The sequence below is a fragment of the Halobaculum sp. XH14 genome, assembly GCF_032116555.1.
In the GTDB taxonomy this organism is placed as follows: domain Archaea; phylum Halobacteriota; class Halobacteria; order Halobacteriales; family Haloferacaceae; genus Halorarum; species Halorarum halobium.
Map to the genome: position 1 here is coordinate 3,092,812 of NZ_CP134949.1, position 25,273 is coordinate 3,118,084.

At 71.1% G+C, this 25,273-nt stretch carries 28 protein-coding genes; 13 read left to right on the forward strand and 15 right to left on the reverse strand.

From position 1 onward, the window contains the following. Positions 1-47: 47 nt before the first annotated feature. The 5 genes from RJT50_RS15670 to trpY form a co-directional block, all read right to left on the reverse strand. Positions 48-1,241 carry an NAD(P)/FAD-dependent oxidoreductase gene (locus RJT50_RS15670; protein WP_313692548.1) on the reverse strand — a complete coding sequence of 398 codons (1,194 nt, stop codon included), beginning with the start codon at positions 1,239-1,241 and terminating at the stop codon, positions 48-50. A 116-nt stretch (positions 1,242-1,357) separates the two neighbouring features. Further along, positions 1,358-1,981: an IMPACT family protein gene (locus RJT50_RS15675; protein WP_313692549.1), complete on the reverse strand. Its 624-nt coding sequence runs from the start codon at positions 1,979-1,981 to the stop codon at positions 1,358-1,360. A gap of 30 nt (positions 1,982-2,011) precedes the next feature. Beyond that, positions 2,012-2,524, reverse strand: coding sequence for a hypothetical protein (locus RJT50_RS15680; RefSeq protein ID WP_313692550.1), 513 nt, complete (start codon positions 2,522-2,524; stop codon positions 2,012-2,014). A gap of 227 nt (positions 2,525-2,751) precedes the next feature. Then, positions 2,752-3,381 carry a twin-arginine translocation signal domain-containing protein gene (locus tag RJT50_RS15685; protein ID WP_313692552.1) on the reverse strand — a complete coding sequence of 210 codons (630 nt, stop codon included), beginning with the start codon at positions 3,379-3,381 and terminating at the stop codon, positions 2,752-2,754. A 448-nt stretch (positions 3,382-3,829) separates the two neighbouring features. Next, on the reverse strand, positions 3,830-4,330 hold the full coding sequence (trpY, locus tag RJT50_RS15690; RefSeq protein ID WP_313692553.1) for a TrpY family transcription regulator: 501 nt from the start codon (positions 4,328-4,330) through the stop codon (positions 3,830-3,832). A gap of 374 nt (positions 4,331-4,704) precedes the next feature. Here trpY and RJT50_RS15695 point away from each other — a divergent pair, with 374 nt between their 5' ends. Beyond that, on the forward strand, positions 4,705-5,505 hold the full coding sequence (locus RJT50_RS15695; protein ID WP_313692555.1) for a hypothetical protein: 801 nt from the start codon (positions 4,705-4,707) through the stop codon (positions 5,503-5,505). Positions 5,506-5,696: 191 nt separating this feature from the next. On the opposite strand, the gene hisB is transcribed toward RJT50_RS15695, so the two are convergent. After that, positions 5,697-6,287: an imidazoleglycerol-phosphate dehydratase HisB gene (gene hisB, locus RJT50_RS15700; protein ID WP_313692557.1), complete on the reverse strand. Its 591-nt coding sequence runs from the start codon at positions 6,285-6,287 to the stop codon at positions 5,697-5,699. Positions 6,288-6,491: 204 nt separating this feature from the next. Here hisB and RJT50_RS15705 point away from each other — a divergent pair, with 204 nt between their 5' ends. After that, the gene (locus RJT50_RS15705) at positions 6,492-6,644 is read left to right on the forward strand and encodes a hypothetical protein (protein WP_313692558.1); all 153 of its coding nucleotides are present in this window, start codon (positions 6,492-6,494) and stop codon (positions 6,642-6,644) included. 133 nt (positions 6,645-6,777) lie between these two features. Here the strand turns inward: RJT50_RS15705 and hisA are convergent, their stop codons facing one another. After that, positions 6,778-7,506 carry a 1-(5-phosphoribosyl)-5-[(5-phosphoribosylamino)methylideneamino]imidazole-4-carboxamide isomerase gene (gene hisA, locus RJT50_RS15710; RefSeq protein ID WP_313692559.1) on the reverse strand — a complete coding sequence of 243 codons (729 nt, stop codon included), beginning with the start codon at positions 7,504-7,506 and terminating at the stop codon, positions 6,778-6,780. A gap of 157 nt (positions 7,507-7,663) precedes the next feature. Between hisA and RJT50_RS15715 the strand changes: the two genes are divergently transcribed. Together RJT50_RS15715 and RJT50_RS15720 are read left to right on the forward strand one after the other, a co-directional pair. Then, the gene (locus RJT50_RS15715) at positions 7,664-8,530 is read left to right on the forward strand and encodes a CheF family chemotaxis protein (protein ID WP_313692561.1); all 867 of its coding nucleotides are present in this window, start codon (positions 7,664-7,666) and stop codon (positions 8,528-8,530) included. Positions 8,531-8,695: 165 nt separating this feature from the next. Next, the gene (locus tag RJT50_RS15720) at positions 8,696-8,839 is read left to right on the forward strand and encodes a DUF7556 family protein (RefSeq protein WP_313692563.1); all 144 of its coding nucleotides are present in this window, start codon (positions 8,696-8,698) and stop codon (positions 8,837-8,839) included. A gap of 25 nt (positions 8,840-8,864) precedes the next feature. Here RJT50_RS15720 and RJT50_RS15725 read toward each other — a convergent pair whose 3' ends face one another. Together RJT50_RS15725 and RJT50_RS15730 are read right to left on the reverse strand one after the other, a co-directional pair. After that, on the reverse strand, positions 8,865-9,116 hold the full coding sequence (locus RJT50_RS15725) for a DUF7967 family protein (protein ID WP_313692564.1): 252 nt from the start codon (positions 9,114-9,116) through the stop codon (positions 8,865-8,867). 62 nt (positions 9,117-9,178) lie between these two features. After that, positions 9,179-10,864 (reverse strand): methyl-accepting chemotaxis protein, encoded by a 1,686-nt coding sequence (locus tag RJT50_RS15730; protein WP_313692566.1) that lies wholly within the window; start codon positions 10,862-10,864, stop codon positions 9,179-9,181. Positions 10,865-10,979: 115 nt separating this feature from the next. On the opposite strand from RJT50_RS15730, the gene RJT50_RS15735 reads away from it, so the two are divergent. Beyond that, positions 10,980-12,713, forward strand: a complete 1,734-nt coding sequence (locus tag RJT50_RS15735; RefSeq protein WP_313692567.1) for an excinuclease ABC subunit C — start codon at positions 10,980-10,982, stop codon at positions 12,711-12,713. Between the two features lie 125 nt (positions 12,714-12,838). On the opposite strand, the gene RJT50_RS15740 is transcribed toward RJT50_RS15735, so the two are convergent. Together RJT50_RS15740 and mdh are read right to left on the reverse strand one after the other, a co-directional pair. Beyond that, the gene (locus RJT50_RS15740) at positions 12,839-13,750 is read right to left on the reverse strand and encodes a CPBP family glutamic-type intramembrane protease (protein WP_313692569.1); all 912 of its coding nucleotides are present in this window, start codon (positions 13,748-13,750) and stop codon (positions 12,839-12,841) included. A gap of 114 nt (positions 13,751-13,864) precedes the next feature. Continuing rightward, entirely contained in the window at positions 13,865-14,779 is a 915-nt protein-coding gene (mdh, locus tag RJT50_RS15745; protein ID WP_313692570.1) for a malate dehydrogenase, read from the reverse strand. Positions 14,780-15,012: 233 nt separating this feature from the next. On the opposite strand from mdh, the gene upp reads away from it, so the two are divergent. The 4 genes from upp (at position 15,013) to RJT50_RS15765 (ending at position 18,670) form a co-directional block, all read left to right on the forward strand. After that, complete coding sequence (gene upp / locus RJT50_RS15750; protein WP_313692571.1) at positions 15,013-15,690, forward strand: uracil phosphoribosyltransferase; 678 nt, start codon at positions 15,013-15,015, stop codon at positions 15,688-15,690. A 554-nt stretch (positions 15,691-16,244) separates the two neighbouring features. Further along, a complete protein-coding gene (gene lpdA / locus RJT50_RS15755; RefSeq protein WP_313692572.1) occupies positions 16,245-17,669 on the forward strand; it encodes a dihydrolipoyl dehydrogenase in 1,425 nt (474 codons plus the stop codon). Positions 17,670-17,732: 63 nt separating this feature from the next. Then, a complete protein-coding gene (locus tag RJT50_RS15760; RefSeq protein ID WP_313692574.1) occupies positions 17,733-18,200 on the forward strand; it encodes a hypothetical protein in 468 nt (155 codons plus the stop codon). A gap of 158 nt (positions 18,201-18,358) precedes the next feature. Beyond that, positions 18,359-18,670 (forward strand): hypothetical protein, encoded by a 312-nt coding sequence (locus tag RJT50_RS15765; protein ID WP_313692575.1) that lies wholly within the window; start codon positions 18,359-18,361, stop codon positions 18,668-18,670. Between the two features lie 125 nt (positions 18,671-18,795). Here RJT50_RS15765 and RJT50_RS15770 read toward each other — a convergent pair whose 3' ends face one another. Both RJT50_RS15770 and RJT50_RS15775 read right to left on the reverse strand, forming a co-directional pair. Beyond that, entirely contained in the window at positions 18,796-19,308 is a 513-nt protein-coding gene (locus tag RJT50_RS15770) for a 2'-5' RNA ligase family protein (RefSeq protein WP_313692576.1), read from the reverse strand. 9 nt (positions 19,309-19,317) lie between these two features. Beyond that, positions 19,318-19,491, reverse strand: a complete 174-nt coding sequence (locus tag RJT50_RS15775) for a DUF7554 family protein (protein ID WP_425499690.1) — start codon at positions 19,489-19,491, stop codon at positions 19,318-19,320. Positions 19,492-19,675: 184 nt separating this feature from the next. Between RJT50_RS15775 and RJT50_RS15780 the strand changes: the two genes are divergently transcribed. From RJT50_RS15780 to RJT50_RS15790, 3 genes are all read left to right on the forward strand, one after another. Further along, the gene (locus tag RJT50_RS15780) at positions 19,676-20,908 is read left to right on the forward strand and encodes a helix-turn-helix transcriptional regulator (protein WP_313692577.1); all 1,233 of its coding nucleotides are present in this window, start codon (positions 19,676-19,678) and stop codon (positions 20,906-20,908) included. 94 nt (positions 20,909-21,002) lie between these two features. Continuing rightward, entirely contained in the window at positions 21,003-22,004 is a 1,002-nt protein-coding gene (locus RJT50_RS15785) for a DUF7096 domain-containing protein (protein ID WP_313692579.1), read from the forward strand. 42 nt (positions 22,005-22,046) lie between these two features. Beyond that, entirely contained in the window at positions 22,047-23,204 is a 1,158-nt protein-coding gene (locus RJT50_RS15790) for an SPFH domain-containing protein (RefSeq protein ID WP_313692580.1), read from the forward strand. Positions 23,205-23,281: 77 nt separating this feature from the next. On the opposite strand, the gene RJT50_RS15795 is transcribed toward RJT50_RS15790, so the two are convergent. After that, entirely contained in the window at positions 23,282-23,668 is a 387-nt protein-coding gene (locus tag RJT50_RS15795; protein ID WP_313692581.1) for a DUF8064 family membrane protein, read from the reverse strand. 151 nt (positions 23,669-23,819) lie between these two features. Here RJT50_RS15795 and RJT50_RS15800 point away from each other — a divergent pair, with 151 nt between their 5' ends. Next, complete coding sequence (locus tag RJT50_RS15800) at positions 23,820-24,941, forward strand: 60S ribosomal export protein NMD3 (RefSeq protein WP_313692582.1); 1,122 nt, start codon at positions 23,820-23,822, stop codon at positions 24,939-24,941. 61 nt (positions 24,942-25,002) lie between these two features. Here the strand turns inward: RJT50_RS15800 and RJT50_RS15805 are convergent, their stop codons facing one another. After that, positions 25,003-25,188 carry a DUF7317 family protein gene (locus tag RJT50_RS15805; protein ID WP_313692583.1) on the reverse strand — a complete coding sequence of 62 codons (186 nt, stop codon included), beginning with the start codon at positions 25,186-25,188 and terminating at the stop codon, positions 25,003-25,005. Positions 25,189-25,273: the final 85 nt, after the last annotated feature.

Below are 25,273 nucleotides of genomic sequence, written 5' to 3' on the forward strand. Positions count from 1 at the left end.
GCGCGCGGCACGAGCGTGGACGCGAGCACGCCCGTTTGCGGTGGTCGCTACCGGAACCGCGCCGGGTCGAACGCCGACGGGTCGGTGCCGGGCTCGACGCCCCGAGCCAGGTCCGCGACGACCGTCCCGCTGTACGGGCCGAGCGTGAGCCCCGTGGGGCCGTGACCGGTCGCGAGGTACGCGCCCTCGACGTCGGGCACCGGACCGATGATCGGGAGCCCGTCCCGCGAGACGGGACGGAGCCCGACCCTGGTCTCGACCGGCTCCGCGTCGGCGAGCCCCGCCGCAACCCGGAGCGCCTCGCCGTAGACGTCGTGCAGTCCGGCGAGCGTGGCCCGCGGGGCGAAGCCGGTGTCGTCCTCGCGGGTCGCCCCGACGGCGACGCGGCCGTCCGGCCAGGGGACCAGGTACTTGTGCCGGAACGGGCTGACGATGGGCCAGTCGGCCGTGTCGGCGCCCACCTCGGCGGCGGTACCGTGGCCGCCTCGGGCGTCGACGTCCAGATGAACGATCTGGCCGCGCTGGGGTTCGACCGGAATCTCGAGGCCCAGCGCGTCCGCGAACGCGCCGGACCACGCGCCGCCGGCGACGATCACCGCGTCGAACTCGCGGAACTCGCCGTCGGCGACGACGCCGGTGACCGCGGGGTCGGATTCGGCGGGCGCGTCGTCGGTGCGGACGTCGGTCACGTTCGCCGCCTCGACCGAGAGGCCGTGCGTTTCGCCGGCCTCGCGGAGCGCGGCGGCGAAGGTTCGGCCGTCGACCCTCGCCTGATCGCGGTACACCATCGCGCGCTCGGCGTCCGAGAGCGGCGGGAACAGGTCGCGTGCGTCCTCGATCGGGATCTCCTCGAACGAGTCGGGCGCGGGCGTGCCGTACTCCTCGGCCCGTCGTTCGGTCCGTCGCCTGGCGGTCTCGAACGGCTCCACCTCGTCCTCGTCGACGGCGACGCTGAGCAGGTCACACGAGCCGTAGCCGTGATCGGTGACGCCGTCGGCCTCAAGGCTGGCGACGAGGTCGGGGTAGTGTGCGGCCGCCTCGACGGCGAAGGCGAACCACGGCTCGGAGTCGGTTCGGCTGCTCGTCGCCGGCGCGACGATGCCCGCCCCGGCGTCGGTGGCTCTGCCCTCGTCGCGGCGGTCGAACAGGGTCGTCTCGACGCCCTCGCGTGCGAGGCGGTACGCGGCGGCCGAGCCGACGATGCCGCCGCCCACGACGGCGACGGAGTCGGGTTCGTTCATGCGTGGTGGTGTCGGCCGAGCCCCCTGAAGCTACGTGCCGGAGCGGAGGCTGCCGGTTCCGGTCGGGACGGGGTCGACGGTTCCGGGCCGGGGTTCGGGCGTCACTGGGTCCCGGGTCACTCGATGTCGACGCGGCCGGACGTCGCCGAGCGCAGGCGGTCGCGGAGGTCGCCCGCGTCCTCGACGGCCACCCTGGCCGCGAACGTGACCTCGGCGTCGTAGTCGGCGTCGAACTCGACGCCCTCGCTCTCCAGAATCCCGCGGACCGTCCCCGAGTCGTCGTACTCCGCGGTGAGGACGACCCGCTCGTGGGGGACCTCCTCGACGACGCCGGCGGCGTCGAGCCCCTCCTTCACGGCGCTGGAGTAGGCGCGAGCCAGGCCGCCGACGCCGAGGTTCGTTCCGCCGTAGTAGCGCGTCACGACCGCGGCGACGCGTTCGACGTCCCCCTGCTGGAGGACGTTCAGCGCGGGTTTGCCGGCCGAGCCGGTCGGCTCGCCGTCGTCGCTCGAGTACTCGCGGAGCATGACCTCGCCGGGCGACCGGGCCGTGCCGTCGCCGGCGGGAACCCGGTACGCCGGGACGTTGTGGGTGGCGTCGTCGTACTCGTCCGCGACCGCCTCCACGAACGCCTCGGCCGCCGCGACGGTGTCGGCGGGGGCGACGTGGCCGACGAACCGCGAGCCGCGCACCTCGAACTCGGCGGCTGCGCGGCCGGAGACGGTCAGGTACGGCTCCATACCTCGACTCAGTGACGCGGGGCCAAAGGGTTACTCGTCCGCGCGCTCGCCGGCCGTCGTTCCCGCGGTGCCGTCCACAGCCCCGTCCGCGGCCCCGCGGGACTCGGGCAGTTCCGGGTCGCCGACGAACAGCGCGAGAAACAGCAGCGCGCCGCCGATCTGGACCACGTATGCCACCAGCGCAATCGGGTCGGTTGCGAGGTGTGCCGCGATCTCGCCGACCGGGTTCGTTACGTCGTGGCTCGGCACGAGGCCGCCGTGGTCGGTGAGGTGCCACCAGGCGTAGCCCGCGGTGTAGGCGAGGAGCACGCCGGCCGAGAGCGAGTAGATGCGGCGGTGTCGCGCCCCGCGGACGATCGCGGTCGCCAGCCCCAGCAGGAGCAGCGCCGAGGGGACGAACAGGTAGCCCCGCGGGTCCGCGAACGACGCGAGCGGCAGGTACACCAGCAGCTTCGGCAGCCCTTCGAGGAGGTGGATGGCGGCGCTCACGACCGCGGCCTGCACCGCGAGCAGTCGGAGGAGGGTCGCCGTGCGGTCGTCCATGACGGGGAGTCGGGTACGGTGGGCGAAGAGAGCGTCGGTTCGCCGGGCGCGTTCGACGTACGCACCACTGCGGGGTCGACGGTGTGTGAAGCGTGCGTGGAGTCACGCGGAGGCGACCACGACGCGACGGGCCCGAACCGGCGACGCGACGGGCCCGAACCGGCGACGCGGCGGGTCCGAAAAATGGGACGCTGCGATGGTGCCGTGAGCCGAAACGCTGCGACGCCTCAGTTTCCGCCGGGCGTGTCGGTTCCGCCGGGGGTGCCGGTCGCGGTGCCGTTTCCGGTTCCGTTCCCGGTCCCGTCGCCGCCGGCGGTTCCGTCCTCCTCCCACCAGTCGTCGGTATCGAGGATCGCGTCCTCCTCGTCCTCGGCGACCGGGCTGACGTCGACGGTGATGAGCTGTTCGTTGTCCCCGAACGGTGCCCACTCCCGGTTCATCTCGAACACCTGCGGCTGGTTCGGATCGTCGTCCGCGTCGACGACGAACCCGAACTCGTCGTCGTACTCGCCGATCTCCGCCTCCTCGACCACGAACAGCGGGACCGTCTCGCCGGTGTTCAACCACCTGATCATCCGGGTGTCGTAGTCCGAGAAGTAGCTGTCCCGGACGTCGCCGTAGTTGGGGGTCCACTCCACGACGTCGGAGACGAAGGTGAACCGGGCGGCTGGCCGGAAGTTGCTGACGAAGATCAGCGCCTGCCAGCCCTCGGTGAGCACGCCGTCGTCGCCCTCCTGTGCGCTCGCCGCGCCCGAGGCGACGGCGCCCATCCCCGCGGTCGCCACCGCGCTCTTTTTGACGAACGACCGACGCGACTCGTCACCGATCAGCCGATCTACCGGGTTTTCCTCGGTCATAGTAGTCCCTCCCGGGAGAGGACGGGACGGCCTCCGCGGGGAAAAGCGGAGAGATAGTTAACACGCCGCTGGCACGGGTTACTTCGAGTACGCTCGGCTTCAGCGGCACGGCCCCGGGGTGCACGGACCCCGGTTGCACCGCTCTAACGTTCCGGTAAGGAGGGCTGACGTCGTGTTCGACTCCGGTTCGTGCGCGGTTCGGCCGGCCGTGACGACTCGCGGACCGGCGGTGAAATCCGGGATTCCGGCGAAGCGGGAGCCACAGGGTCCGTTCACGGCCGCCTCTGCGAGCGGTCGAGACTGCCCGGCACGTCGACCACGCGTCCGGCGCGCGGCGACCGTCCTCCGCGGCGAGCGGTCCTCCCCCGTTCGCCCGAGCGGACCGGCGCGGCGACCGTCCGGCTCCGGCGTCGTGGGCCACGTCCCGCCGCAGGTCCGTCCCCCCGAGTCAGAACTCCACGCTCCGCACGTACGGCAGTTCCCGGATCTCGACGAGCAGGTCGCCCGGGACCTCCGCGTCGGTGATGACGTACAGCTTCGGGTCGTCGGCGAACTCCGGGTCGTCCGAGAGCACCTGCCGGAGCGAGATGCCCGTCTCCGCGAGCATCGTGGTGATGTCGGCGACGATGCCCGAGGCGTCGGGGTCGCCGACCTCGACGGTGAGCACCGTCAGGTCCAGCACCGGCGCGAGGTCCATCAGGCTCGGGACCGCGGTGATGTTGCCGAAGATGCGCCGGAGCTCCTCGTCCTCGAGGATGGCGGTCGTCGTCGCGTCCACGACCCGGCGGTCGACGTCGGCCTCGCGGGCGATGCCGGTGTCGGCGATCTCGATGCCGCCCGAGACGACCCGGCCCTCGTCGTTCACGGAGAAGCCCCGCTCGAGCAGCAGCCGGATGACCGCCTGCTGACCCGGCGATCCCTCGAACTTCCCCATGATCTCGTCGAACATCGCTCGTTCGTGGTGGCGGCCGCGGCGGACATAATCGTTCGGTGTTGACGAGTCGTGGTCGTTCGGTGTTGACGAGTCGTGGCGGGCTGGTGAAGTGCGGGCTGGTCGGTCCTCCCGCTCGAACGCGGCCGTCGTCGACTTCCGTGTCGGTTCCCGCGTTGATTCCGCCGTCGATTTGATCGCTTCGAGAGCCCCCGCAGCGCTCGACTCGGTGCGGCCGTTCACGGGAGCCAAGCCCTCGTGACCGCCGCGCGCCGGGTGGACCGGTCTGGCGAACGCGACGGCGCCGACGGACCGATACGAAAGATTTGCAACAGGTCTCGCAGGCGACGGACGACGGAAGAGCCAAAGCCCCTCCGTCCGACGCCCCTCCCATGCGCGAACTCGACTGCGACTTCTGTGGCACCCGTGCTGCGGGTGCCTTCGAGGTCGTCCCCGCGGAACTCGACCCGACGCCCGAGGAACAGGTCCGCGTCGTGCTCTGCGAGAACTGCCGCGACACCCTCGACGCCGTCACCGCGCCGCTGCTGGCCCGCCTCGGCGTCGGCGACGGTGGCACCCCGAGCGCGGCACGGGACCCCGCCCAGTCCACCCTCCAGTCCGGAACCGACGACGGCGACGATGGCGACGACGGGGACCCGGACGGGACGGGTCCCGAGGACGGCGCCCAGGCCAGCGCCCGCTCGGAGAACCCCGTCTCGCCCGCCGACGACGCGGTGATCATCGACGCCGGCGGGCCGCGAGCGCGGCCGAACGGCGACGAGAGCGACGACCGGGACGCGGACACCATGGACGCCTCTGACGTCGCGGCCGTCCGGAAGGCGACCGCCGCCGAGCAGGACCCTTCGCCCGACGAGTCCGGCGACGACGGCGAGGACGATGCCGACGACGGGGCGGAGGGGGAGGACGCGGCCGACGCGGGGACCGACGCCGAGGACGGAGGTTCCGACGGCGAGGACGGCGGTTCGGGGGGCGGCGCGGGCGGCGAGCCCGCGGAGTTCCGGACGGTGATGCGTCTGCTGAACAACCGCGAGTTCCCGGTCGACAGGGCCGAGATCACCGACCTCGCGAGCGGCGCGTACGAACTCGAGGTCTCGGAGGTCGACGAGATCATCGACTACGCCATCGAGCGCGACATCCTCGCCGAGGACGGCGGGGAACTGACGAAGGCGTGAGCGTCGCCGGACGAACGTCACCGGGTCCCGGTCGGGACCCCCGAACACCGGATTTCATGTGTGTCTGACGCCGGCGCTCCGGACTCACCACTCGCCATCGAGAGATCCCACGCCCGGTGACCCATCGGGTGGCCGGCTACTCCGCCACGGGTCGAAAAGGGAACCCCGTCCGCGAGTGTCGGACCTCCCGCTCAGAGGTCGCCCTTCGTGCTCGGCACTTCGCTTCTCCGCTCGTCCAGTCGCGTCGCGTCGTCGAGCGCCCGGGCGAGCGCCTTGAACAGCGCCTCGACCTCGTGGTGGGCGTTCCGGCCGCGCTCGACGCCGGCGTGGAGCGTCAGGTCCGCGTTCATCGCCAGCGAGTAGGCGAAGTGCCGGCCCATGTCGCTGGTGAACTCGCCGACCGCGTCCTGTGAGAACGCGCCGTCCCACTCGAAGTGCGGGCGGCCGGACACGTCGACGACGACGGACGCGACGGCCTCGTCGAGGGGCACGCGCCGGTCGGCGTAGCGGACGATGCCGCGCTTGTCGCCCAGCGCCTCGTCGAACGCCTCGCCGAGCACGATCGCCACGTCCTCGACCGTGTGGTGGTCGTCGACCTCCAGGTCGCCGTCACAGCGGACGGTCAGGTCGAACAGGCCGTGCTTCGCGAACGCGGCGAGCATGTGGTCGAAGAAGCCGACGCCCGTGTCGACCTCGTGGTCGCCGTCGCCGTCGACCCCCAGCGTCAGTTCGATCGCCGTCTCCCCGGTCTCGCGGGTCACGGCTGCCGTGCGGTCGCTCATGGGCGGACCTCGGCGTGGCGCGCCAAGACGGTTGCGGAACCGTGGGACCCGCTGGCGCGCGGCTCCGAACGGGGAACGGGGGACGCGTCTGACGCTCGGCGAACGGCGGATGCGACGACCGGGAAACGCGTCAGTCGCCCGTCAGACGCGTCAGACGGCCGTCTGCGGGGGGTTCATGTCACGTCACGCCGTGGCACCAGGTCCATGCAATCGGAGTTACCCGCCATGCTCGCCTTCGCCGGTGGCTCCGTCTCCATCGCCTCGGCGACCGCGCTGGGCGTCGTCGCCGGCGTCGCGCTCGTCGCGCTCTCGACGACGTTCGCGGTCGCGTCGCTCTCACGACTGCTCGGCGAGTGAGTCGACGGGGAGGCGAAACGGGCAGTCGGACCGCGGACGGTGGAGACGGCCGGGTCGACGGCGCACCGTTGGGCGTCGATTCGGGCCGAGTCGTGCTCGTTCGGCCGTCCACCGACGATCGGAGCGTACGTCCTCAGGCGTCCATCGCCTCCCGCAGCGTGAACCGTTCCTCGTACAGCGCCGTCCCGACGACCACGGCGGCGGCACCGGCCTCCCGCAGCGCGCGGACGTCCGCCACGGACGCGACGCCGCCCGAGGCGACGACCGGAATCTCCACGGCCTCGACGACGCGCTCGACCGCCTCGCGGTTCACGCCCGCCAGTTGTCCCTCCACGTCGACGTCGGTAAAGAGGATCGCGCCCGCGCCCAGCGCCTCGTACCGCCCGGCCACCTCGGCCGGGTCGAGCCCGGTCCCCTCGGTCCAGCCGGAGACGACGACCTCGCCGTCCCTCGCGTCGAGGCTCACCGTCACGCTCCCCGGGTGCGTCTCGGAGATCTCGCCGACGATGGCCGGGTTCTCCACGGCGGCGGTGCCGAGGATGACGCGGTCGACGCCCCCCTCCAGCAGCCGGGTCGCGCCCTCGACGGTCCTGATGCCGCCGCCGACCTGGACGCCGACGGCGTCGCCGACGGCGTCCACGATGGCGTCGAGCGCGGGGGCGTTCTCGCGCTCGCCGACGAACGCGCCGTCGAGGTCGACGAGGTGGAGCGTCCGCGCGCCGGCCGCGAGCCAGCGCTGGGCGACCTCGACCGGGTCGCCGTACGACGATTCCGTCCCCGGTTCGCCGCCGACGAGCTGGACGGTCTCGCCGCCTTTCACGTCGACGGCGGGGACGACCTCGAACTCCGGAAAGTGGGTCATTCGCTGTCGGTGCTAGCGCGGGCGGGGGCAAAACGGTTCCCAGTGCGGCAGGCTGCCGGGGACGACGGAGCTGACGGTCCCCGTTCGGCTCCCCCGCCGTTTTCACGAACGAGACGGGGTGCGAAACTGTCAAGTATGGTTGCTCGAACCGGACTTCATGAGCGAGTCGGTCGTCGCGGACTTCGTCGGCCACTTCTTCGCGGCCGGCGTGCGGGGTGAACCCCCGACCGGCCGGATCGTCCTCAGCCAGCGACGGCTGGTGCTCGCCGCGGACGAGGTGAAGGAAACCATCCCCCTCTCGTCGGTGTTCGACGTGAAGGTGGGGCAGGTCCCGGCGGAGATGGAGGGCTACTTCAACGACACCATCACCATCGCCTACCGCGTCGACGACGAGCGGCGCGTCGCCGCCGTCGAGGGCTCGGACACGAACATCGACCGCTTCGGCACGGTGCTGTTCAAGGTGCTGCTCAACGGGACGACCGCGCTAGTTCGCCACCCGGCGCGGCTGGGCGGTCGGGTCACGGACGCCGACGCGGAGAAGGCGTCGCTGAAGCTCGAGCACGGCTCGCTCACGTTCAAGCGGAAGAGCGGGCCGTTCACGGTCGATCTGGGGACGGTCATCTCGGTCGAGCGCGCGGACCGCGACCTGGGCAACGGCCCACACCCGGTCGTCACGTTCCGTCACATCGAGGACGGGACGGCGGCCACCTCCGAGGTCGGAATCGACTCGGCCCGGAAGACGAACCTGCTCGGGCGGTACATCCGACTGCGCTACGCCGACGTGCAGGAGGAACTGGCCGACGTCAGTCTCGACGAGGAGGAACTGGAGGTGCTCGTCGCGCTCTACTCGGCCGGCGAGGGCGTCTCGCTGTCGGCCGTCGTCGACATCGACCCCCAGCCGCTCACTTTGCTGTTGAACGGACTCGCGGAGAAGGGCATCGTCGTCGACACGGAGACCGGCACGAAGCTGACGGCGAAGGGGCGGGTCGTCGTCGGCCAGCGGCTCGAGTCCGTGAACACGTAGACGGCGACACGAGCGACCCGCCCTGCTCGCGGTTCAGTCGGACGGTGACGCCCGAGCGCCGGTCTCATTTTCGCCGAAATTCCCCGACAGCAGCCGATTCTCCCGGCCGCGCGTCGATGGTGTCGATTCGATTGATTTATACGCCCGTGTATGTGAGTAGCATCCATGACACCCGCTCGCACGGAGTCAGAGGTGATGGCGTCGGTCGACGAGGACAGTTCCGAGTTCGTCATCGCCGACATCGCGCGGGAGGACGCGTGGCTATCCGTGGGCGAGCGGGACGCGCCGGTGCTCGAACAGTGGTGTTGAGCCCGGCTCGACGCCCGGCGTCGCCCTAGATCTCCTCGTCCGGGTCGTGGCGGTCGGCCACCCGCCGCGCCTCGCTCGCGTACCGTTCTACCGTCTCCTCGTCCTCGACGAGTCCCAGCTCGGACTCCGGTCGCTCGATCCCCGCGGTGGCCGGGTTCCGGGAGAGCAGTTCCACCGACGCCTGCCGGCGGTAGTACCGCTCGCCGTCCTCGCTCGCGTAGGTGAGCGAGACGGTCTGTCTCGTGTCGTACTCGCGCTCGACGAGCCACAGGTGCATGTGACCGGATACGGACGAACGGGATGAAAAGGTGAGCCGTCTCCGTGCGGGCCGGGCGACGATCAGCCGAACTGGAAGCCGCCGACGTCCTCGGGGACTCCGGCGTCGTCGCCGTCCTCGACCGCCTCCCGGCCGACGTCGACGCCGCCGTCGGCGCGGTACTCGACCGACTCGTCGTCGCGCCCGCCGTCGGTGGCCGTTTCCTGCCCGCGGAGTTCGCGGACCTGCTCGGAGAGGTCCTCGATGGCGTCGGTCTGCTCGTCAGTGGCCGCGACGATGCGGTCGGCCGCGTCCTCGGTCTCGCCCGAGCGTTCGCGGACGTCCTCGATGGTCGCGGTCAGCTCCTCGACGGTCGTCGCCTGGTCGTCGGTCGCGCGGGACACTTCGGCGATGCCGTCGGCCGCCTGGTCGATGGAGGCCGCGATGTCCTCGAACGCCTCCAGCACGTCGTCGATCTGGTCGGCCGCGTGGTCGATCTGCTGGTGTGACTGCTCGGCGGCGACGACCGTCGAGTCCGTCTGGTTCTGGAGCTGTTCGATGCTGCCCGTGATCTGCTCGGTGTGCTGGCGGGTCTCGTCGGCGAGCGTCTTCACCTCCTCGGCGACGACCGCGAAGCCGTCGCCGTCCTTGCCGGCCCGTGCGGCCTCGATGTTCGCGTTCAGCGCGAGCAGGTTGGTCTGTTCGGCGACGTCGGAGATGACCTCGACGACGTCCTCGATGTCGTCCATGCGCTCGCCCAGGTCGGTGACCGACTGGACGAGTTCCTCGCCGATGTCCGTGACGTCGTCGGTCGCCTCGCGCGCGTCCTCGGAGGCGTCGAGCCCCTCGGTCGCGGCCTCGCGGGCCTGTTCGGCCGCGGTGTCGACCTCCTCGGCCGTGGCGGCGACCTCCTCCATCGAAGCGGAGAACGTCTGCATCTCGCTCACGCCCTCCGTGAGCAGGTCGTTCTGCTCGGCGACGTTCTCGGCGATGTCTTCGGCGGCATCCACCGCCTCGTTGACGGAGCCCTCCAGTTGCGCCGTCTGCTCGTCGACGCCGAGGGCGGTCGACTCGAACGCCTCCGCCATCTCGTTCAGTTCGCCGACGACCTCCAGGAGCCGCTCGTCGAGACAGTCGTCCTCGTCGACGTAGTTCGCGCGCGCCTCGAGGTGCCCGTCGATGAGCAGCTGGATGGTCCCCTGAACCTCGTCGACCAGCGCTTCGACCGCCTCCTGTCGCTGAACCTGTTCCGTTCGGTCGCGGACCGTCTCGATGACTGCGACGAGTTCGTCTCCCTCGTACAGCGGCATCGCCGTGAAGTAGATGTGGCGTTCGTCGCCGTGCTGGTCCGTCATGACGCTCGTGTCGGCGTACAGCGAGAGCGCCTCGTCCTCCACCGAGATGTCGTACTCCTCGTGGGCGGACTCGGGCGTCTCGAGCACCTTGTCAGCGAGGGTCTGGGCCCGCCGGCCGTCCGGGTAGAACATCTCGCTCGCGTGTGGATGCCCGACGGCCTCCTCGCTCGATGCGCCCGTCAGGTCCTCGATGGCCCTGTTCCAGGCGACGATCGTCCCGCTCGAATCGAGCATGAACACTGCCGACCCGACGCCGTCGAGCAGCAGGTCGTCGTCGACGTTCAGCTCGGATTCGTCCTCCTCGACGTCCAGGGCGTCGACGTCGGCTCCCGACTCGACGGCGACACCTCCGTCCGGCACCGGATCGCGTTCGGACGCGAACCGGTCCCGGAGGCGACTGAGTAGCGACCGCATGCTTCCAGCGCGATGGAGGAACCCCGTTAACGTTACCCCCCAATACTCACATGTGATACCGGCGTGACGGTCGAACGCGTCACCCTCAAGCGGTCGGAGCGCCGAGGACGGGGCGATGGACGCGACGGAGCTCCGTGACCGGGCCGACGCCCTCCCCCGCGAGCCCGGAGTCTACCAGTTTCACGAGGACGACGCCGTCCTCTACGTCGGGAAGGCGGTGGACGTCCGCGACCGGGTGCGCTCGTACGCCGACCCGCGCTCGGCCCGCGTCCGACGGATGGTCCGGCGGGCCGACGCCCTGGAGTTCGCCGTCACGGACACCGAGACGCAGGCGCTGTTGCTCGAGGCGAACCTCATCAAGCGGCACACCCCGCGGTTCAACGTCCGCCTGAAGGACGACAAGTCCTACCCGCTCGTGCAGTTGACCGACCACCCGGTCCCGCGCATCGAGGTGACGCGCGACCCGGCCGAGGGTGCGACCGTGTTCGGCCCGTTCACGGACAAGGGCCGCGTCGACACCGCCGTGAAGGCGCTCCGGGAGACGTACGGCCTCCGGGGCTGTTCGGACCACAAGTACGCCGGGCGTGACCGCCCGTGTCTCGACTACGAGATGGGCCTGTGTAGCGCACCCTGCACCGGGGAGATCGCGGAGGCGGAGTACCGGACTGACGTGGAATCGGTCACGCGATTCTTCGAGGGCGAGACCGGCGTGCTCGCCGACCCGCTCACGCGGGCGATGGACGAGGCCGCCCGCGAGCAGGAGTACGAACGCGCCGCGAACCTGCGCGACAGGCTCGACGCCATCGAGTCGTTCCATGGCGAGGGCGAGGCGGCGGTCTCGGGCCGGTCGGACGAACGGGCGGTCGACGTGCTCGGTGCCGCCCTCGAGGGTGACGCCGCGACGGTCGCGCGGCTCCACAGCGAGCGCGGACAACTCGTCGACCGGACCCGGCACTCGCTCGACGCCCCGGAGGGCGAGGACAGGGTTGCCGCGGTGCTCGCGGCGTTCCTCGTCCAGTACTACGCCGAGCGGGAGCTCCCGGACGCGATCCTCCTGTCGGAACGTCCGGACGACGGCGACGTGCTCGACTGGCTCGCGGCCGAGGACGTCGCGGTCCGCGTTCCCGGCACGGGTCGGGAGGCGAAGCTGGTGGAACTGGCGCTCAAGAACGCCCGGAGCGCGCCGACGCGCACGGACGGCGTCGCCGCGCTCGGCGACCGGCTGAGCATCGACCGACCCGACCGGATCGAGGGGTTCGACGTGAGCCACGGGCAGGGGAAACACGTCGTCGGCTCGAACGTTTGCTTCGTCGACGGCTCCGCGGAGAAGTCGGACTACCGGCGGAAGAAGCTCCACGAGGCGAACGACGACTACGGGAACATGCGCGACCTCGTCCGCTGGCGCGCCGAGCGCGCGGTCGAGGGCCGCGAGGACCGTCCCGATCCGGGGCTGCTGCTCATCGACGGCGGCGACGGCCAGCTCGGCGCGGCCAGGGACGCCCTCGGGGAGGTCGGCTGGGACGTGCCGACCGTCGCGCTGGCCAAGGACCGGGAACTGGTCGTGACGACCGACGGCGTCCGCGACTGGCCCGACGACGACCCCGCGCTCCACGTGCTCCAGCGGGTGCGCGACGAGGCGCACCGCTTCGCGGTCCAGTACCACCAGACGCTCCGGGACGACGTCTCGACGGTGCTCGACGAGGTGCCCGGCGTCGGCCCGCAGACTCGCCGGCGCCTGCTCCGGCGGTTCGGCTCGGTCGAGAACGTCCGCGGAGCGAGCGTCGAGGACCTTCGGGACGTTCCGGGCGTCGGCGCGAAGACGGCCGAAGCGCTCCGCTCGCGGCTGTAAACAGTTTTGGCTGACAGGCGGTCCGACGATTCGGCCCATCGCGACGGACTGGACCGCACAATCGCGCGTCCCGCCGCGACCGCTCTCAGGTCACGGCGGTGCTGGTCCCGGTTTCCTACTTGAATCTACGCCGCCGGGGTCTCGTCCTCGTCGAGGGCGGGCGACCGGTACAGGAGCCAGACGGCGAGCGCGGCGAACGGGACCGTTCCGAGCACTCCGACCGGTAGCGGTCCGAGCAGCGGGTTCGGGTCGCCCTGGAGGAACAGGAGGGCGAGCCCCGCGACGGCGTTGACCGCGCCGTGGCCGATCGCCGCGGGCCAGACGCTCCCCTCGCGGACGGTCGCCCAGGCGAACAGGACGCCGAGCGAGACGGTGAACCCGAGGAAGACGACGAACCCGGCCCAGGGGAACCCGACGTAGCCGAAACCGTACTCGTAGCCCATCGCGATCAGCGGCCAGTGCCAGACGCCCCAGACGACGCCGTGGAGGAGGACCGCCCGGCGGGTGCCGAGCGGGAGCAGTTTCGGGAGGAGGTAGGCCCGCCAGCCGAACTCCTCGCCGAACGCGAACAGCCCGTTGATGAGCGGCGCGACCGTGACCGCGGCGACGACCTGCACGAGGACGAGGACGGTCGGGTCGAGCCCCGTCGCGCCGGCGGAGGCGAACGACTCGGCGGCGGCTCGCATCGAAGGGTCGAACGCGTCGGGGAAGACGGCAAAGAACACGAGCGCGCCGAGGGCGGTGAGGACGAGCGGCGCGACCCAGACGGCCGCGTACGTTCGCAGGTTCCCACTGACGCGGGGGCGGAGCATGAGATCCGACCGACCCTCGCCGGTCGCCAGTCGGGCGACGACGTTTCCGACGGCCGGACCGAACATGTACGTCGTCGGGAGGAGGACGCCCGCGAGCGTCAGCGGGCCGAGGACGGTCGGGCTGTCGGTCAGGCCGCCGGTCGCGTAGATGACGCCCGCGGTGGCCCACGAGACGGCAAAGGTGATCGCGAGAAAGACGGCGATACGGCGGCTTCGGAGCGTCACGATGCGGAACGTGTTCCTCTCGTGAGGTGAATCTGTCGGTGGGGGAGCGCTCGGTGTCGGTTGCAGGGGGTCCGGAAAACGGAATCGGGCCCTCGGATCGACGGTCGGTGCCGACTACGAGATCTTCTCGTACTGCTCGGAGAGCTTCCCGGCGGCCTCGTCCATCAGGTCGGCCTCGTAGTCGTCCAGGTCCCACTCGATTACCTCCTCGACGCCGTTCGCGCCGAGCTTTACCGGGACGCCGAACGCGGTGTCCTCGTGGCCGAACTCGCCGTCGAGCGCGATCGAGCCCGGCAGCACCTCCCCGGTGTCGTGGAGGACGGCCTCGACCATGTGGGCGACGCCGGTCGCGGGACCCCACTGGGTCGCGCCCTTGCGCTCGATGACGTCCATGGCGGACTCCTGGAGGTCGCCGAGGATCTCCTCGCGCTCGTCGGCCGAGAACGCGGGGTCCCGGCCGTCGACGCGCACCTTCGAGAAGACCGGGACCTGGGCGTCGCCGTGCTCGCCGAGGATGGTCGCCTCGACGTTTTTCACCTGCGTATCGAAGCGCTCGGAGAGGACGTAGCGGAAGCGCGCCGAGTCGAGTCGGCCGCCGAACCCGACGACCTGGTTCCGGTCCCGGTCGCCCGCCTCGTACAGGTGGCGGTTCAGCAGGTCCACCGGGTTCGAGGTCGTGATGGAGACGAAGTCATCGTTGTACTCGGCGAGCGAGGAGCCGATGTCCTCCATGATCGGCGCGTTGTCGCCCGCGAGGTCGATGCGCGTCTGGCCGGGCTGGCGCGGGATGCCGGCCGTGACGACGACGACGTCCGAGCCCTCGGTGTCCTCGTACTCGCCCTGCACGACCGTCGTGTTCGAGTCGTACGCGATGCCGTGGTTGGTGTCGGCCGCCTGTCCCACCGTCGTCTCCCGCTGGTCCGGGATGTCGACGAAGACGAGTTCGTCGACGACGTCCCGGAGCGCGAGGTTGTAGCCGGCCGCGGCGCCCACCGTGCCGGCCGCCCCGATGATGCTAACCTTCGTCATACCACGTAAACTGCGGCCCGAAATTCGGGTAAACGTTTCGAAAGCCGCGGTTTCGGTTGCCGGACGTCGTATTGGGATACGACGATCGTCGATTTTCCTTGGCTCGTCGATCCTGCTTCGGCGGTCTCTGGCGACGAGCGGGCGAGGGTTCGCCCGCGGCCGTGCGTGAGGCTCACGACCCCGGAGCCGGCGTTCCGCCGGGGTTTATGGCCACACGCGTTGGCCTCTCGGATATGCCAATCGAGGAACGCGGCGACGCGCACCTCATCACCCACGCGCTCGCCAAGGACACCCTCTCGCGGCTCCGCGACGTCGACACGTCCCAGGTCGGCTTCCGGAAGGGGCTCGTGAAGCTCGGCCGCATCTGTGGCTACGAGATCATCGACGGCGCGATGGAGACGGAGTTCGTCTCGATCCGGACGCCGCTGGCCGAGACGACCGGCGAGCGCGTGAAGCGGCTCGACGACGTGGTCATCATCAACGTGCTCCGTGCAGCGACGCCGTTCGTCGAGGGGCTGCTCAAGGCGTTCCCGCGCGCGAAGCAGGGCGTCATCTCGGCCGGGCGCGACGAGGAGGCCGGGATGGGCGAGGACGGCACGTTCCCCATCAGCATCGACTACACGAAGCTTCCGGAGATCACCGAGACCGACACGGTCATCGTCGCCGACCCGATGCTCGCCACCGGCTCGACGATGTGTACCGTCCTCGACCACGTGCTCGACCAGGAGGCCGACCCCGAGCACCTGTTCGTCCTCTCGGCCGTCTCGGCCCCGGACGGCCTGGTTCGCGTCGGCGAGCAGTTCCCGCAGGCGGACCTGCTGACCGTCGCCATCGACGACCACCTCAACGACGAGGGGTTCATCGTGCCCGGACTGGGCGACGCCGGCGACCGCGCGTTCCGGACCGAGTGACGGCATTCCGGTTGCGTCGTCCAGCTTTCTGTCGCGGTCGGCGCGTACCGGCGCGGACGGAGCCGCGCCGGATGCGCGCGAGGGATGAGCGAGCTTGCGAGCGAATCGGCTGTTCACGCGAGCGAAGCGAGGGTGAGTTCCGGGGAGCTTGCTCCGAGGTAAGGGAGGCGTGTGGCTGTGCGGTGCGTGGCGGGTGGGTGGGACTGAAAGGGGCCGCGGCTCCCGACGAACCCCGGACCCGTAAGCACCGTGGTTCGAGAGAGCTCCGCTCTCTCGTCATCACGAAAATCTTCGATTTTCGAACGACAGCGCGACCGAAGGGAGCGAGGAGCGCAGCGCGGTCCGCGGGAGTCGAGAGCCGCAGGGGCTTTCGAGACGGTCGAAACGACGACCGAACCAACACCAAAACCGACACCCGCGGGAGCTTTCGAGCCGTTGCGGTCGGTGATGCCGAAACCAACCACCGCCATCCACCAACCGGCCACGACCACCCACCAACCCGTAGCCGCAATTCCTGCCAGTTTATCACTCCGGACGAACACGCCACGGACAAGATGGTCGTCGGAGACATCTCGACCGGCACGGACGTGGCTGTCATCGGCGCTGGACCCGGCGGATACGTCGCCGCCATCCGCGCCGCCCAGGAGGGGCTCGACACGACCCTCATCGAGCGGGACGCCTACGGCGGGGTCTGCCTGAACCACGGCTGCATCCCCTCGAAGGCGTTCATCCACGGCGCGGACGTCGCCCACGAGGCCGGCAACGCCGAGGAGATGGGTATCCACGCGGACCCCGCGGTCGACGTGGCCCAGATGCAGGAGTGGAAGTCCGGCGTCGTCGACCAGCTCACGGGCGGCGTCGAGAAGCTCTGCAAGGCGAACGGCGTGAACCTGATCGAGGGCACCGCCACCTTCGCCGACGAGAACAAACTCCGCGTCGCCCACGGCGGCGAGGGGCAGGGCAGCGAGTCCATCGAGTTCGAACACGCCATCGTCGCCACCGGCTCCCGGCCGATCCAGATCCCCGGCTTCGATTTCTCGGACGACCAGGTGCTCTCCTCCCGTGACGTGCTGGCGATGGACGCCGTGCCGGACCGCCTCGTCGTCGTCGGCGCGGGCTACATCGGGATGGAGCTCTCGACGATGCTCGCCAAGCTCGGCTGTGACGTGACCGTCGTGGAGATGCTGGAGGACGTGTTGCCGGGGTACGAGGACGACGTCAAGCGCGTCGTCCGGAAGCGCGCCGAGGAGCTGGGCATCGAGTTCCACTTCGGCGAGGGCGCGAGCGACTGGCGCGAGACGCCCAACGGCGTCGTCGTCACCACCGAAACCGAGGACGGGATGGAGACCGAGTACGCCGGCGACGCGGTGCTTGTCGCGGTCGGTCGCCAGCCGGTCACCGACACGCTCGAACTCGGCGCGGTCGGCATCGAACCGGACGAGGACGGCTTCATCGAGACGGACCACCAGGCTCGCACCGAGGTCGACAGCATCTTCGCCGTCGGCGACGTCGCCGGCGAACCGATGCTCGCACACAAGGCCAGCAAGGAGGGCATCGTCGCCGCCGAGGTCGCCGCGGGCGAGCCGGCCGCGCTGGACTACCAGACCGTCCCCGCCGCGGTGTTCACGGAGCCCGAGATCGGCACGGTCGGGATGACCGAGGCGGAGGCCGAGGAGGAGGGGTTCGACCCCGTCGTCGGCCAGATGCCGTTTAACGCGTCCGGTCGGGCGCTCACCACGGGCCACACCGAGGGCTTCGTCCGCGTCGTTGCCGACGAGGAGTCGGGGTTCCTGCTCGGCGGCCAGATCGTCGGCCCCGAGGCGTCGGAGCTGATCGCGGAGCTCGCGCTCGGCATCGAGATGGGCGCGACCCTGGAAGACGTCGCCGCGACGATCCACACCCACCCGACGCTCGCGGAGGCCGTGATGGAGGCCGCCGAGAACGCGATGGGGCGGGCGATCCACACGCTGAACCGGTAGTAGGATCCGATCCGGCCGAAACGCACGTTTTTCACGTGGATTCGTGAACCGTCGCTCGGGACGATGAACGAGTTCGAGACCGAGACCGGCGTGGCCCGCGAGCAGGCCCGGGCGCTGGTCGAACAGGAGGGCGCGGCCGACGTGCTCGCGGTCGTCGATTACGAGCTCTATCTGGCGGACCTGACCGTGGAGATCGACGTCGCCGAGGAGACGTACGGCTACCTCGCAGCGCTCGCCGACGTCGATCCTGTCCGGGACTTCTCCCACCTCACCCTGTACGTCGGGGCGGAACTGGACGACCTCGTGTCGCGGGCACCGGACTCCTACTTCTCGACGGTCCGGGACCACGCCCCCGACGCCGACGTGTACCCGATCGGCGAGGACCCGCGGCTCGACCTCGTGTTCGGCGCCGGCCACCCCGACCGGCGGACGTTTCCGACCCGGTACGGCAGCATCGACTTCGGGCTGCCGACGATGGAGGCGTATCGGCGACACGCTGTGGACGTGCACGGCACCGACTACGACTGGTGAGCGTGAAACCGGTCCGGCGCGCCGCCGGGAGCGTCCTCCCGAGCTCTGGGAGTACCGTCTCGAACTCCGGGAGCGACGTCCCGACTCGTCCGCTCCGGATGAAACGGTAGCAGTCCCGGCCCGAGTGATTCTTGCCACCCCGCTTCGAACGTCACACTATGGGTCTGTTCGACCGCAACACCGACATGAGTGACGGTGAGCCCTCCGAGACCGACGACGAGCCGGCGTTCGAACCGGTGGCGGGAACCGGGCCGGACGAGGACTCGTCCGCCGACGATTCGGAAGCCTCCACGCCGTGGCCGCCGGACGCACGGCTCGTCCCCGCGGAGTTCCGGGATGACGACTTCAGTGGCACGCTCAAGCGCGCCGTGGACGAGGAGGCCGGGGTCGTGCTGTACGCCTACGCCAACGGCAACGCCGGCGGGCTGACCGCGGTTCCGATCGACCGGACGCGACTGGCCGACGAGTAGAACGGGGAAGCCGAGCGACCCGGTCGACGACCGTCAGCGCCCGCCGAGCTGCTCGCCACCGAGCAACGCCGTGCTGCCGATCGGCTCCGGGTGCGGTAGCGTCCGGGTACGGCCGACCGGACCGCCTAGAGCGGGAACCGCGCGGAGAACTCCCGGTACTCCTTCGTCCAGATGCCGAGCTCCGAGACGGTCCATGGCTCGGATTCGAGCCCGCGCGCCCGGAGCCGCTCGACGGCGGCCTCGGCCGAGTCGCGGTCCTCGGCGACCCCTCTCGCGAGCGTGACGTGCGGGTCGTACTCGTCGCCCTCGAGCCCCTCGACCGCGCCGAACTCCCGGACGACGCGCTCGTGGACGTCCCGCAGCCCCTCGCCCTCGACGGCGAGATAGACCACCGGACTGTCGCCGTTCGGCGGGTTGTCGAACGTCTCGACTCCGGTGATCCTGGCCGCGAACGGCCGCACGTCGGCGAGCGTGGGGCGCAGTTGCTCGCGGAGGCGGTTGAGCGAGCGGTCGTCGCCGAACCGCTTGACGACGATGGTTGGTCGCTTGCGAACCGTCCGGAACGCGGTCAGTTCCGGCGCGACGTCGGCGGCGATCCGCCGCGCGGCGGGCGGCACCGGCACGTTCAGGCTGAACACGGCGTGCTCCTAGATGCGGTCCAGGAGCCAGAGGACGATAAGCACCGCGACGAGGACCCCCAGGATCGAGGGGAGCGCCGCGAGGGCCCCGACGAACAGCCCGAGCACCTCGCCGACGATTTCGAGCACGAGCCACACCAGCACCAGCACCAGCACGAGTTTCAGCAGGTCATCCACGTCCATGCGCCCCCAATCCCGGTCGGGGGTCAAAAGCCCGACGGCAGCGCTGGGCGATCCGACGGTATCGGCCGGCGATCCGACACCAGCATCGCCCGAGAACGAAACCCTTCGACGGCCGACACGATCGGACGGAAGGGCGTCGGGACACACGGCAACGGTTTTTGCCACCCCGGTCGCTCCTCGGGACATGCGACGCGTCCTCGCCGTCCTGCTCGCGCTGGCGCTGCTCGGCGCGGCCGTCCCCGCGACGGCAGGAGCCCAGAACGGCGGGGGCTTCGCCTCGTTCCTCCAGACCGGCGACGTCGACCCGGACGGCGTCTCGCTCCGCGCACACGTCAGTTCGAACGGAACCGCCGAGTGGCGAATCGCCTACCGGATCCGCCTCGACGACGAGAACGCGACGGCGGCGTTCGAGAGCCTCCGCGAGGACGTCGAGGCGAACCGGAGCGCCTACGGCGACCAGTTCGCCGCGCGGATGCGCTCGACGGTCGCGGCGGCCGAGAACGCCACCGGCCGGGAGATGGCCGTGAGGAACGTCTCCGTGACGGCCGAGCGGGACCCGTTCCAGGACTTCGGCGTGGTGGCGTACACGTTCACCTGGGAGGGGTTCGCCGGGGTCGAGGGCGACCGCCTCGTCGCCGGCGACGCGCTCGCCGGCCTGTTCCTCGACGCCGGGACCGACCTCACGGTCACGTGGCCCGATGGGTACGAGGTCCGGTCGGTCGATCCCGCGGCCGACGAGCGGACCGACGGCAGCGTGACGTGGGAGGGCAAGCGCGGGTTCGGCCCGGACCAGCCCCGCTTGGTGGTCGCGCCGGCCTCCCCGCTCCCCGTCGGGACGCTCCCCGCGGCGCTCGCCGGACTCGTCCTCCTCGCGGCGGTGGGCGGCGTGTGGTACCGCCGGCGCGGGGCGGGACTGCCGGTCGCGCCGCTCGGGCGCGACGGCGGCGCGGCGTCGGGGAGTACATCGTCGGGGAACGCCGGCGGCACCGGATCCGGCGGTCCACGGGACGAACCCGGTACGGGCGGGTCGACCACGGCCGCCGCTGGAAGCGGGGAGGCGAACCTCGAACCGACCGACGACGGACCGCCGGAGGAACTGTTGAGCCCCCGGGAGCGCGTCCTCCGGCTCGTCGAGGGCAACGGCGGGCGGCTGAAGCAGGCCCGCGTCACCGACGCGCTCGACTGGAGCGCAGCCCGGACGAGCCAGGTCGTCGGCGACCTGCGGGACGACGGGGAGCTGGAGAGCTTCCGACTCGGCCGGGAGAACGTCCTCAGGCTCCCCGAGGCGGCCGACGGGAACGACGAGGGAGTCGGGACGGGGACCGGCCGCGACCCGGACAGTGACGACTCGGACGACGACGACCCGGACGGTGACGACTCGGACGACGACGACCCGGACGGCGGCGACCGAGCCTGATCGGGCGACTGCGGTGGCTTCCCGTCGCTTAACCCGGCTGAAGGCGGCTTCGACGAGTGGACGATATATGGGGACGGGGCGCGTGACCCGAGCCATGGAACGACCGACTGCCCTGCTGGCGGCAGCCATGCTCGTGGTCGCCGGCCTCCCGGCGGCCGCCGCGGTCGGGAGCCAGCCGTCGGGGGACGGGATCCAGCCCGGCGCGCAGTTCGCCGGCGCGGTCGCCGTCCAGGGCGCCGAGGTCGACGGCGAGATCGAGGGACGGACGCTCGACCGGCGGCTCGCCGCGGCCGACTCGAACGAGTCCCGGGCCGGCGTCGTGGCGCGGGAGTCCGAACGGGCCAGCGAGCGGCTCGAACGCCTCGGCGAGCGCCGCTCGACGCTCCGTGAGCGCCACGAGAACGGGAGCATCTCCGAGTCCGAGTACCGGGCCAGACTCGCCGCCGTCGCGGCCGAATCCCGCGGGCTGGAGCGCCGGCTGAACGAGACCGCCGAGGTCGCGCGCAGCCTGCCGCCCGCGGTGGCCGAGGCGCGCGGCGTGAACGCCTCCAGGCTGGCGGCGCTCCGGGCCGACGCGGACGCGCTGAACGACGGCGAGGCGGCCGAAGCCGCCCGGGCGATCGCCGGCGATGACGCCGGCAACGGCCTCGGCGGGCCGCCCGAGGACGTCGGCCCGCCCTGGGAAACGGACGCCGAGGACGACGACGCCGAGGGGGCGGCCGATGGCGACAGCGACGCGGACGACGAGCGCGGTCCGCCGGAGGACCCCGGCGCGGAACGCGGGGAGAACGGCTCGGAATCCGCCGACGGGACCGAGAACGGGACGGCCGAGGAGGACGGGGACGACCGGCCGGGCGAGGGTCGCGGGAACGGGGAGAACGACGGTGACGACGACCGCGGCGGCACCGCAGCGGGGAACGGAAACGGCTCCGACGACGGGGCGGGCGGAGTCGGGACTGACGGGAACGATTCGGGCGGCGATGCCGGCGACGACGGTGAAGACGGGGGAGCTGGCGGCGAGAACGGGGGAGACGACGGAGAAAAGGGGGAAGCTGAGGGCGCCGACGCCGCCACGGCGGCACCCGAGGGCGACTGATTCCGCGAAATCGGTAAGTAGCCGGGCGTGCCAGGTGAGACCATGGATCAGGCCGGGCGGTCGTTCTTCCGACAGCTTGGACGGTTGAGCGCCGGCCGCGACGCGTCCGGCGGGGGCGAACGAGGGCCCTCCCGCGTCGGCCTCGCGGGCCTCGCGGCCGTCGTCGCGCTCCTGCTGGGCGTGTTCGCCACGCCCGTCGTCGGGCTCGGGTTCCTCCTCGCCGCGCTCGTGCTGGCGACCGTCATCTCGACGGTCGAGATCGTCCAGGCGTACGAACACCGGGCGCTCACGGTGTTCGGCAGCTATCGCGGGCTCCTCGACCCCGGCCTGCATCTCGTCCCGCCGTTCGTCTCGCGGACCCACCGGTTCGACCTGCGGACCGTCGCCATCGACGTGCCGAGACAGGAGGCGATCACGCGAGACAACTCGCCGGTCACCGCCGACGCGGTGGTGTACGTCCGGGTCGTCGACGCCAAGCGGGCGTTCCTCCAGGTGGACGACTACCGGAACGCGACGGCCCTGCTCGCCCAGACGACGCTCCGGGCGGTGCTGGGCGACATGGAGCTCGACGAGACGCTCTCGCGGCGGAGCGAGATCAACGCCCGCATCCGGGAGGGGCTCCAGGGCCCCACCGACGACTGGGGCGTCGAGGTGGAGATGGTCGAGGTGCGCGAGGTGCTGCCGACGCCCGTCGTCCGCGACGCGATGGAGCAGCAGTCCTCCGCCGAACGCCGCCGCCGCGCCATGATCCTCGAGGCGCAGGGCGAGCGGCGGGCCGCGGTCGAGTCCGCCGAGGGTGACCGGGTCGCCAACGTGTTGAACGCGCAGGGCGAGAAGCAGGCGTCGGTGCTGGAGGCTCAGGGCGACGCCGTCGCGACGGTGCTGCGGGCCAACGCCGCCGAGTCGATGGGCGAGCGCGCCATCGTCGACAAGGGGCTGGAGTCGCTCGTCGAGATCGGCGAGGGCGAGTCGACGACGTTCGTGCTCCCGCAGGAACTCACCTCGACGCTGGGCCGGTACGGCCGGCGGCTCTCGGGTAGCGACACGGCCGTCGGCGACGGGCTGGAGGGCCGCGAGTTCGACGAGTCCGAGCGCGAGCTGCTGGGGCTCGACGACATCGAGGCGATCGTCGGGGGCGGCGACGGCGAGAGCGACCGGACACAGGTACTGGAGGATGGCGAGCGGTCGAAGGGCGGGTGAGGACGTCGGTTCCGGGTGGGAGCGTGCCGGACCGCGTCGGCATCCGACCGCACTCGCTCGGGGCGGTCGAGCGGTCGCTACCCCGAGTCGGTTCCCTCGTCGAGTTCGAACCGGAGGTACGACGTCCCGTTCCGGTAGTTGTAGACCTCGACGCCGGTGCCGAGCAGCGCGAGTCCAGTCAGCGCCAGCAGGAACGTGCTGTCCGAGCCGGCGAGCACGTACCAGGAGCCGAACAGGGCGACCGTGAAGACGGCCGAGAGGACGTCGTACAGCGGGTGTGCCCGGACCGCGTCGACCGTGCTCGCCAGCATGAAGGTCGCAGTCCCGCCGATCAGTACGGCGAGGAACGGGGGGAACGGCCCGTCCACGACCCACCAGATCGCGGCGGCCACGAGCAGGAAGGCGCCGGTGATCCCGGCCCGGTAGACGCTGACGTGGTCGCGGAACGAGTCGGAGGGGAGCACGGGTCCCGCGTCGTCCCGCGCCCCGATAAATCCCGCCGTGACCCCGTCCGAGTGCGGCGGTGATCCCGTCCGAGCACGCCCCACGGTGGAAGGCCGGGATCGGACTCGGTCGGGTCGCTTAAACCGGCGAGCGACCTATCGAGGGCAACGAATGAGCGACGCACGCGGCGCCGAGTTCTGCCCGCGCTGTGGCGACCCCGTCCCCGAGCGGGACGAGCCGCTGCCCGGCGAGCCGCGCGACCGCGACCGGGTGCTCTGTGACGCCTGCTACTTCGAGGACTTCGACCTCGTCGACGCGCCCGACCGGGTTGAGGTGCCCGTCTGCGGGGGCTGTGGCGCGGTCCACCGCGGGAACCGCTGGGTCGACGTCGGCGCGCGCGACTACACCGACGTCGCCGTCGAGGCGGTCTCGGAGTCGCTCGGCGTCCACCTGAAGGCCGAGGACGTGCGCTGGGGGGTCGAACCTGAACAGGTCGACGAGACGACGATCCGGATGCACTGTACGTTCGCCGGCGTCGTCCGCGACGTGCCGGTCGAGGCCGAGTTCACCGTCCCCGTCAAGATCTCGCGTGGCACCTGCGACCGCTGTGGCCGCATCGCCGGCGGCTCCTACGCCGCGACGGTGCAGGTGCGCGGCGTCGACCGCGTCCCCGACCCGGCCGAGCAGCGCGAGGCCGTCGAGATCGCCGAGTCGATGGTGGCGGATCGGGAGGCCGACGGCGACCGCGACTCGTTCATCACCGAGATCACCGACCAGCCCGAGGGGAAGGACGTCAAGCTCTCGACGAACAAGCTCGGGAAGGCGGTGGCGACGCGGATCACCGAGCGACTGGGCGGGAGCTACACCGAGGCGCCGACGCTCGTCACGGAGGACGGCGACGGCAACGAGGTGTACCGGGTCACGTTCGCCGTGCGACTGCCGAAGTTCCGCCCCGGCGACGTCATCGACCCCGACGACGGCGACGGGCCGGTGCTCGTCAGGTCCGTGCAGGGCAACCTCAAGGGCGTCAGGCTCCGGACCGGCGAGCGCTACGAGGCGGGCTGGGAGGACGGCGAGACGCCCGAGGCCGAGAAGCTGGGTGAGGCGGCCGACGCTGCGGAGACGACCGTCGTCACCGTCGAGGACGAGAACGCCGTGCAGGTGCTCGACCCCGAGACGTACGAGGCCGTCACCGTTCCCAACCCCGAGTTCTACGACGGCGACGAGTCGGCGGACGTGCTGAAGACCGACGCGGGGCTGTTCGTGGTGCCGGCCGACGAGAGGGAGGAGTAGGGCCGAACCGAGCGGACGTGGGACCGAAGCGGATCGGGGACGGTGCGGCGGGTCGCCCCGGTCAGTCCGCGCTGGCGGGACGGGGCGCCGCCGCGGCCACGTCCGACCCGCCGGTTCCGAGACCGAAGCGCTCACAGAGCGTCTCGAACCGCTCCTCGGACACGCCGGCCCGCGTTGCCGCCTGTGTCGCCGTGAGCGTTCCCGCGCCGTACAGCGTCAGCGCCGTCTGGACCGCGCTCCGCGTCATGCCCACCGCTTGTGCAAGGGAATACATAATCCTTCGTGAGATAATATGTCATGAAGGGCGTGGGATCGGCGGCGATGGCATTCAG

Excerpts from the sequence above, each read along its gene's own strand:
- RJT50_RS15670 (WP_313692548.1), bottom strand. The coding sequence starts at position 1,241 with ATGAACGAACCCGACTCCGTCGCCGTCGTGGGCGGCGGCATCGTCGGC.
- RJT50_RS15675 (WP_313692549.1), bottom strand. The coding sequence starts at position 1,981 with ATGGAGCCGTACCTGACCGTCTCCGGCCGCGCAGCCGCCGAGTTCGAG.
- RJT50_RS15680 (WP_313692550.1), bottom strand. The coding sequence starts at position 2,524 with ATGGACGACCGCACGGCGACCCTCCTCCGACTGCTCGCGGTGCAGGCC.
- RJT50_RS15685 (WP_313692552.1), bottom strand. The coding sequence starts at position 3,381 with ATGACCGAGGAAAACCCGGTAGATCGGCTGATCGGTGACGAGTCGCGT.
- trpY (WP_313692553.1), bottom strand. The coding sequence starts at position 4,330 with ATGTTCGACGAGATCATGGGGAAGTTCGAGGGATCGCCGGGTCAGCAG.
- RJT50_RS15695 (WP_313692555.1), top strand. The coding sequence starts at position 4,705 with ATGCGCGAACTCGACTGCGACTTCTGTGGCACCCGTGCTGCGGGTGCC.
- hisB (WP_313692557.1), bottom strand. The coding sequence starts at position 6,287 with ATGAGCGACCGCACGGCAGCCGTGACCCGCGAGACCGGGGAGACGGCG.
- RJT50_RS15705 (WP_313692558.1), top strand. The coding sequence starts at position 6,492 with ATGCAATCGGAGTTACCCGCCATGCTCGCCTTCGCCGGTGGCTCCGTC.
- hisA (WP_313692559.1), bottom strand. The coding sequence starts at position 7,506 with ATGACCCACTTTCCGGAGTTCGAGGTCGTCCCCGCCGTCGACGTGAAA.
- RJT50_RS15715 (WP_313692561.1), top strand. The coding sequence starts at position 7,664 with ATGAGCGAGTCGGTCGTCGCGGACTTCGTCGGCCACTTCTTCGCGGCC.
- RJT50_RS15720 (WP_313692563.1), top strand. The coding sequence starts at position 8,696 with ATGACACCCGCTCGCACGGAGTCAGAGGTGATGGCGTCGGTCGACGAG.
- RJT50_RS15725 (WP_313692564.1), bottom strand. The coding sequence starts at position 9,116 with ATGCACCTGTGGCTCGTCGAGCGCGAGTACGACACGAGACAGACCGTC.
- RJT50_RS15730 (WP_313692566.1), bottom strand. The coding sequence starts at position 10,864 with ATGCGGTCGCTACTCAGTCGCCTCCGGGACCGGTTCGCGTCCGAACGC.
- RJT50_RS15735 (WP_313692567.1), top strand. The coding sequence starts at position 10,980 with ATGGACGCGACGGAGCTCCGTGACCGGGCCGACGCCCTCCCCCGCGAG.
- mdh (WP_313692570.1), bottom strand. The coding sequence starts at position 14,779 with ATGACGAAGGTTAGCATCATCGGGGCGGCCGGCACGGTGGGCGCCGCG.
- upp (WP_313692571.1), top strand. The coding sequence starts at position 15,013 with ATGCCAATCGAGGAACGCGGCGACGCGCACCTCATCACCCACGCGCTC.
- lpdA (WP_313692572.1), top strand. The coding sequence starts at position 16,245 with ATGGTCGTCGGAGACATCTCGACCGGCACGGACGTGGCTGTCATCGGC.
- RJT50_RS15760 (WP_313692574.1), top strand. The coding sequence starts at position 17,733 with ATGAACGAGTTCGAGACCGAGACCGGCGTGGCCCGCGAGCAGGCCCGG.
- RJT50_RS15765 (WP_313692575.1), top strand. The coding sequence starts at position 18,359 with ATGGGTCTGTTCGACCGCAACACCGACATGAGTGACGGTGAGCCCTCC.
- RJT50_RS15775 (WP_425499690.1), bottom strand. The coding sequence starts at position 19,491 with ATGGACGTGGATGACCTGCTGAAACTCGTGCTGGTGCTGGTGCTGGTG.
- RJT50_RS15780 (WP_313692577.1), top strand. The coding sequence starts at position 19,676 with ATGCGACGCGTCCTCGCCGTCCTGCTCGCGCTGGCGCTGCTCGGCGCG.
- RJT50_RS15785 (WP_313692579.1), top strand. The coding sequence starts at position 21,003 with ATGGAACGACCGACTGCCCTGCTGGCGGCAGCCATGCTCGTGGTCGCC.
- RJT50_RS15790 (WP_313692580.1), top strand. The coding sequence starts at position 22,047 with ATGGATCAGGCCGGGCGGTCGTTCTTCCGACAGCTTGGACGGTTGAGC.
- RJT50_RS15800 (WP_313692582.1), top strand. The coding sequence starts at position 23,820 with ATGAGCGACGCACGCGGCGCCGAGTTCTGCCCGCGCTGTGGCGACCCC.
- RJT50_RS15805 (WP_313692583.1), bottom strand. The coding sequence starts at position 25,188 with ATGACGCGGAGCGCGGTCCAGACGGCGCTGACGCTGTACGGCGCGGGA.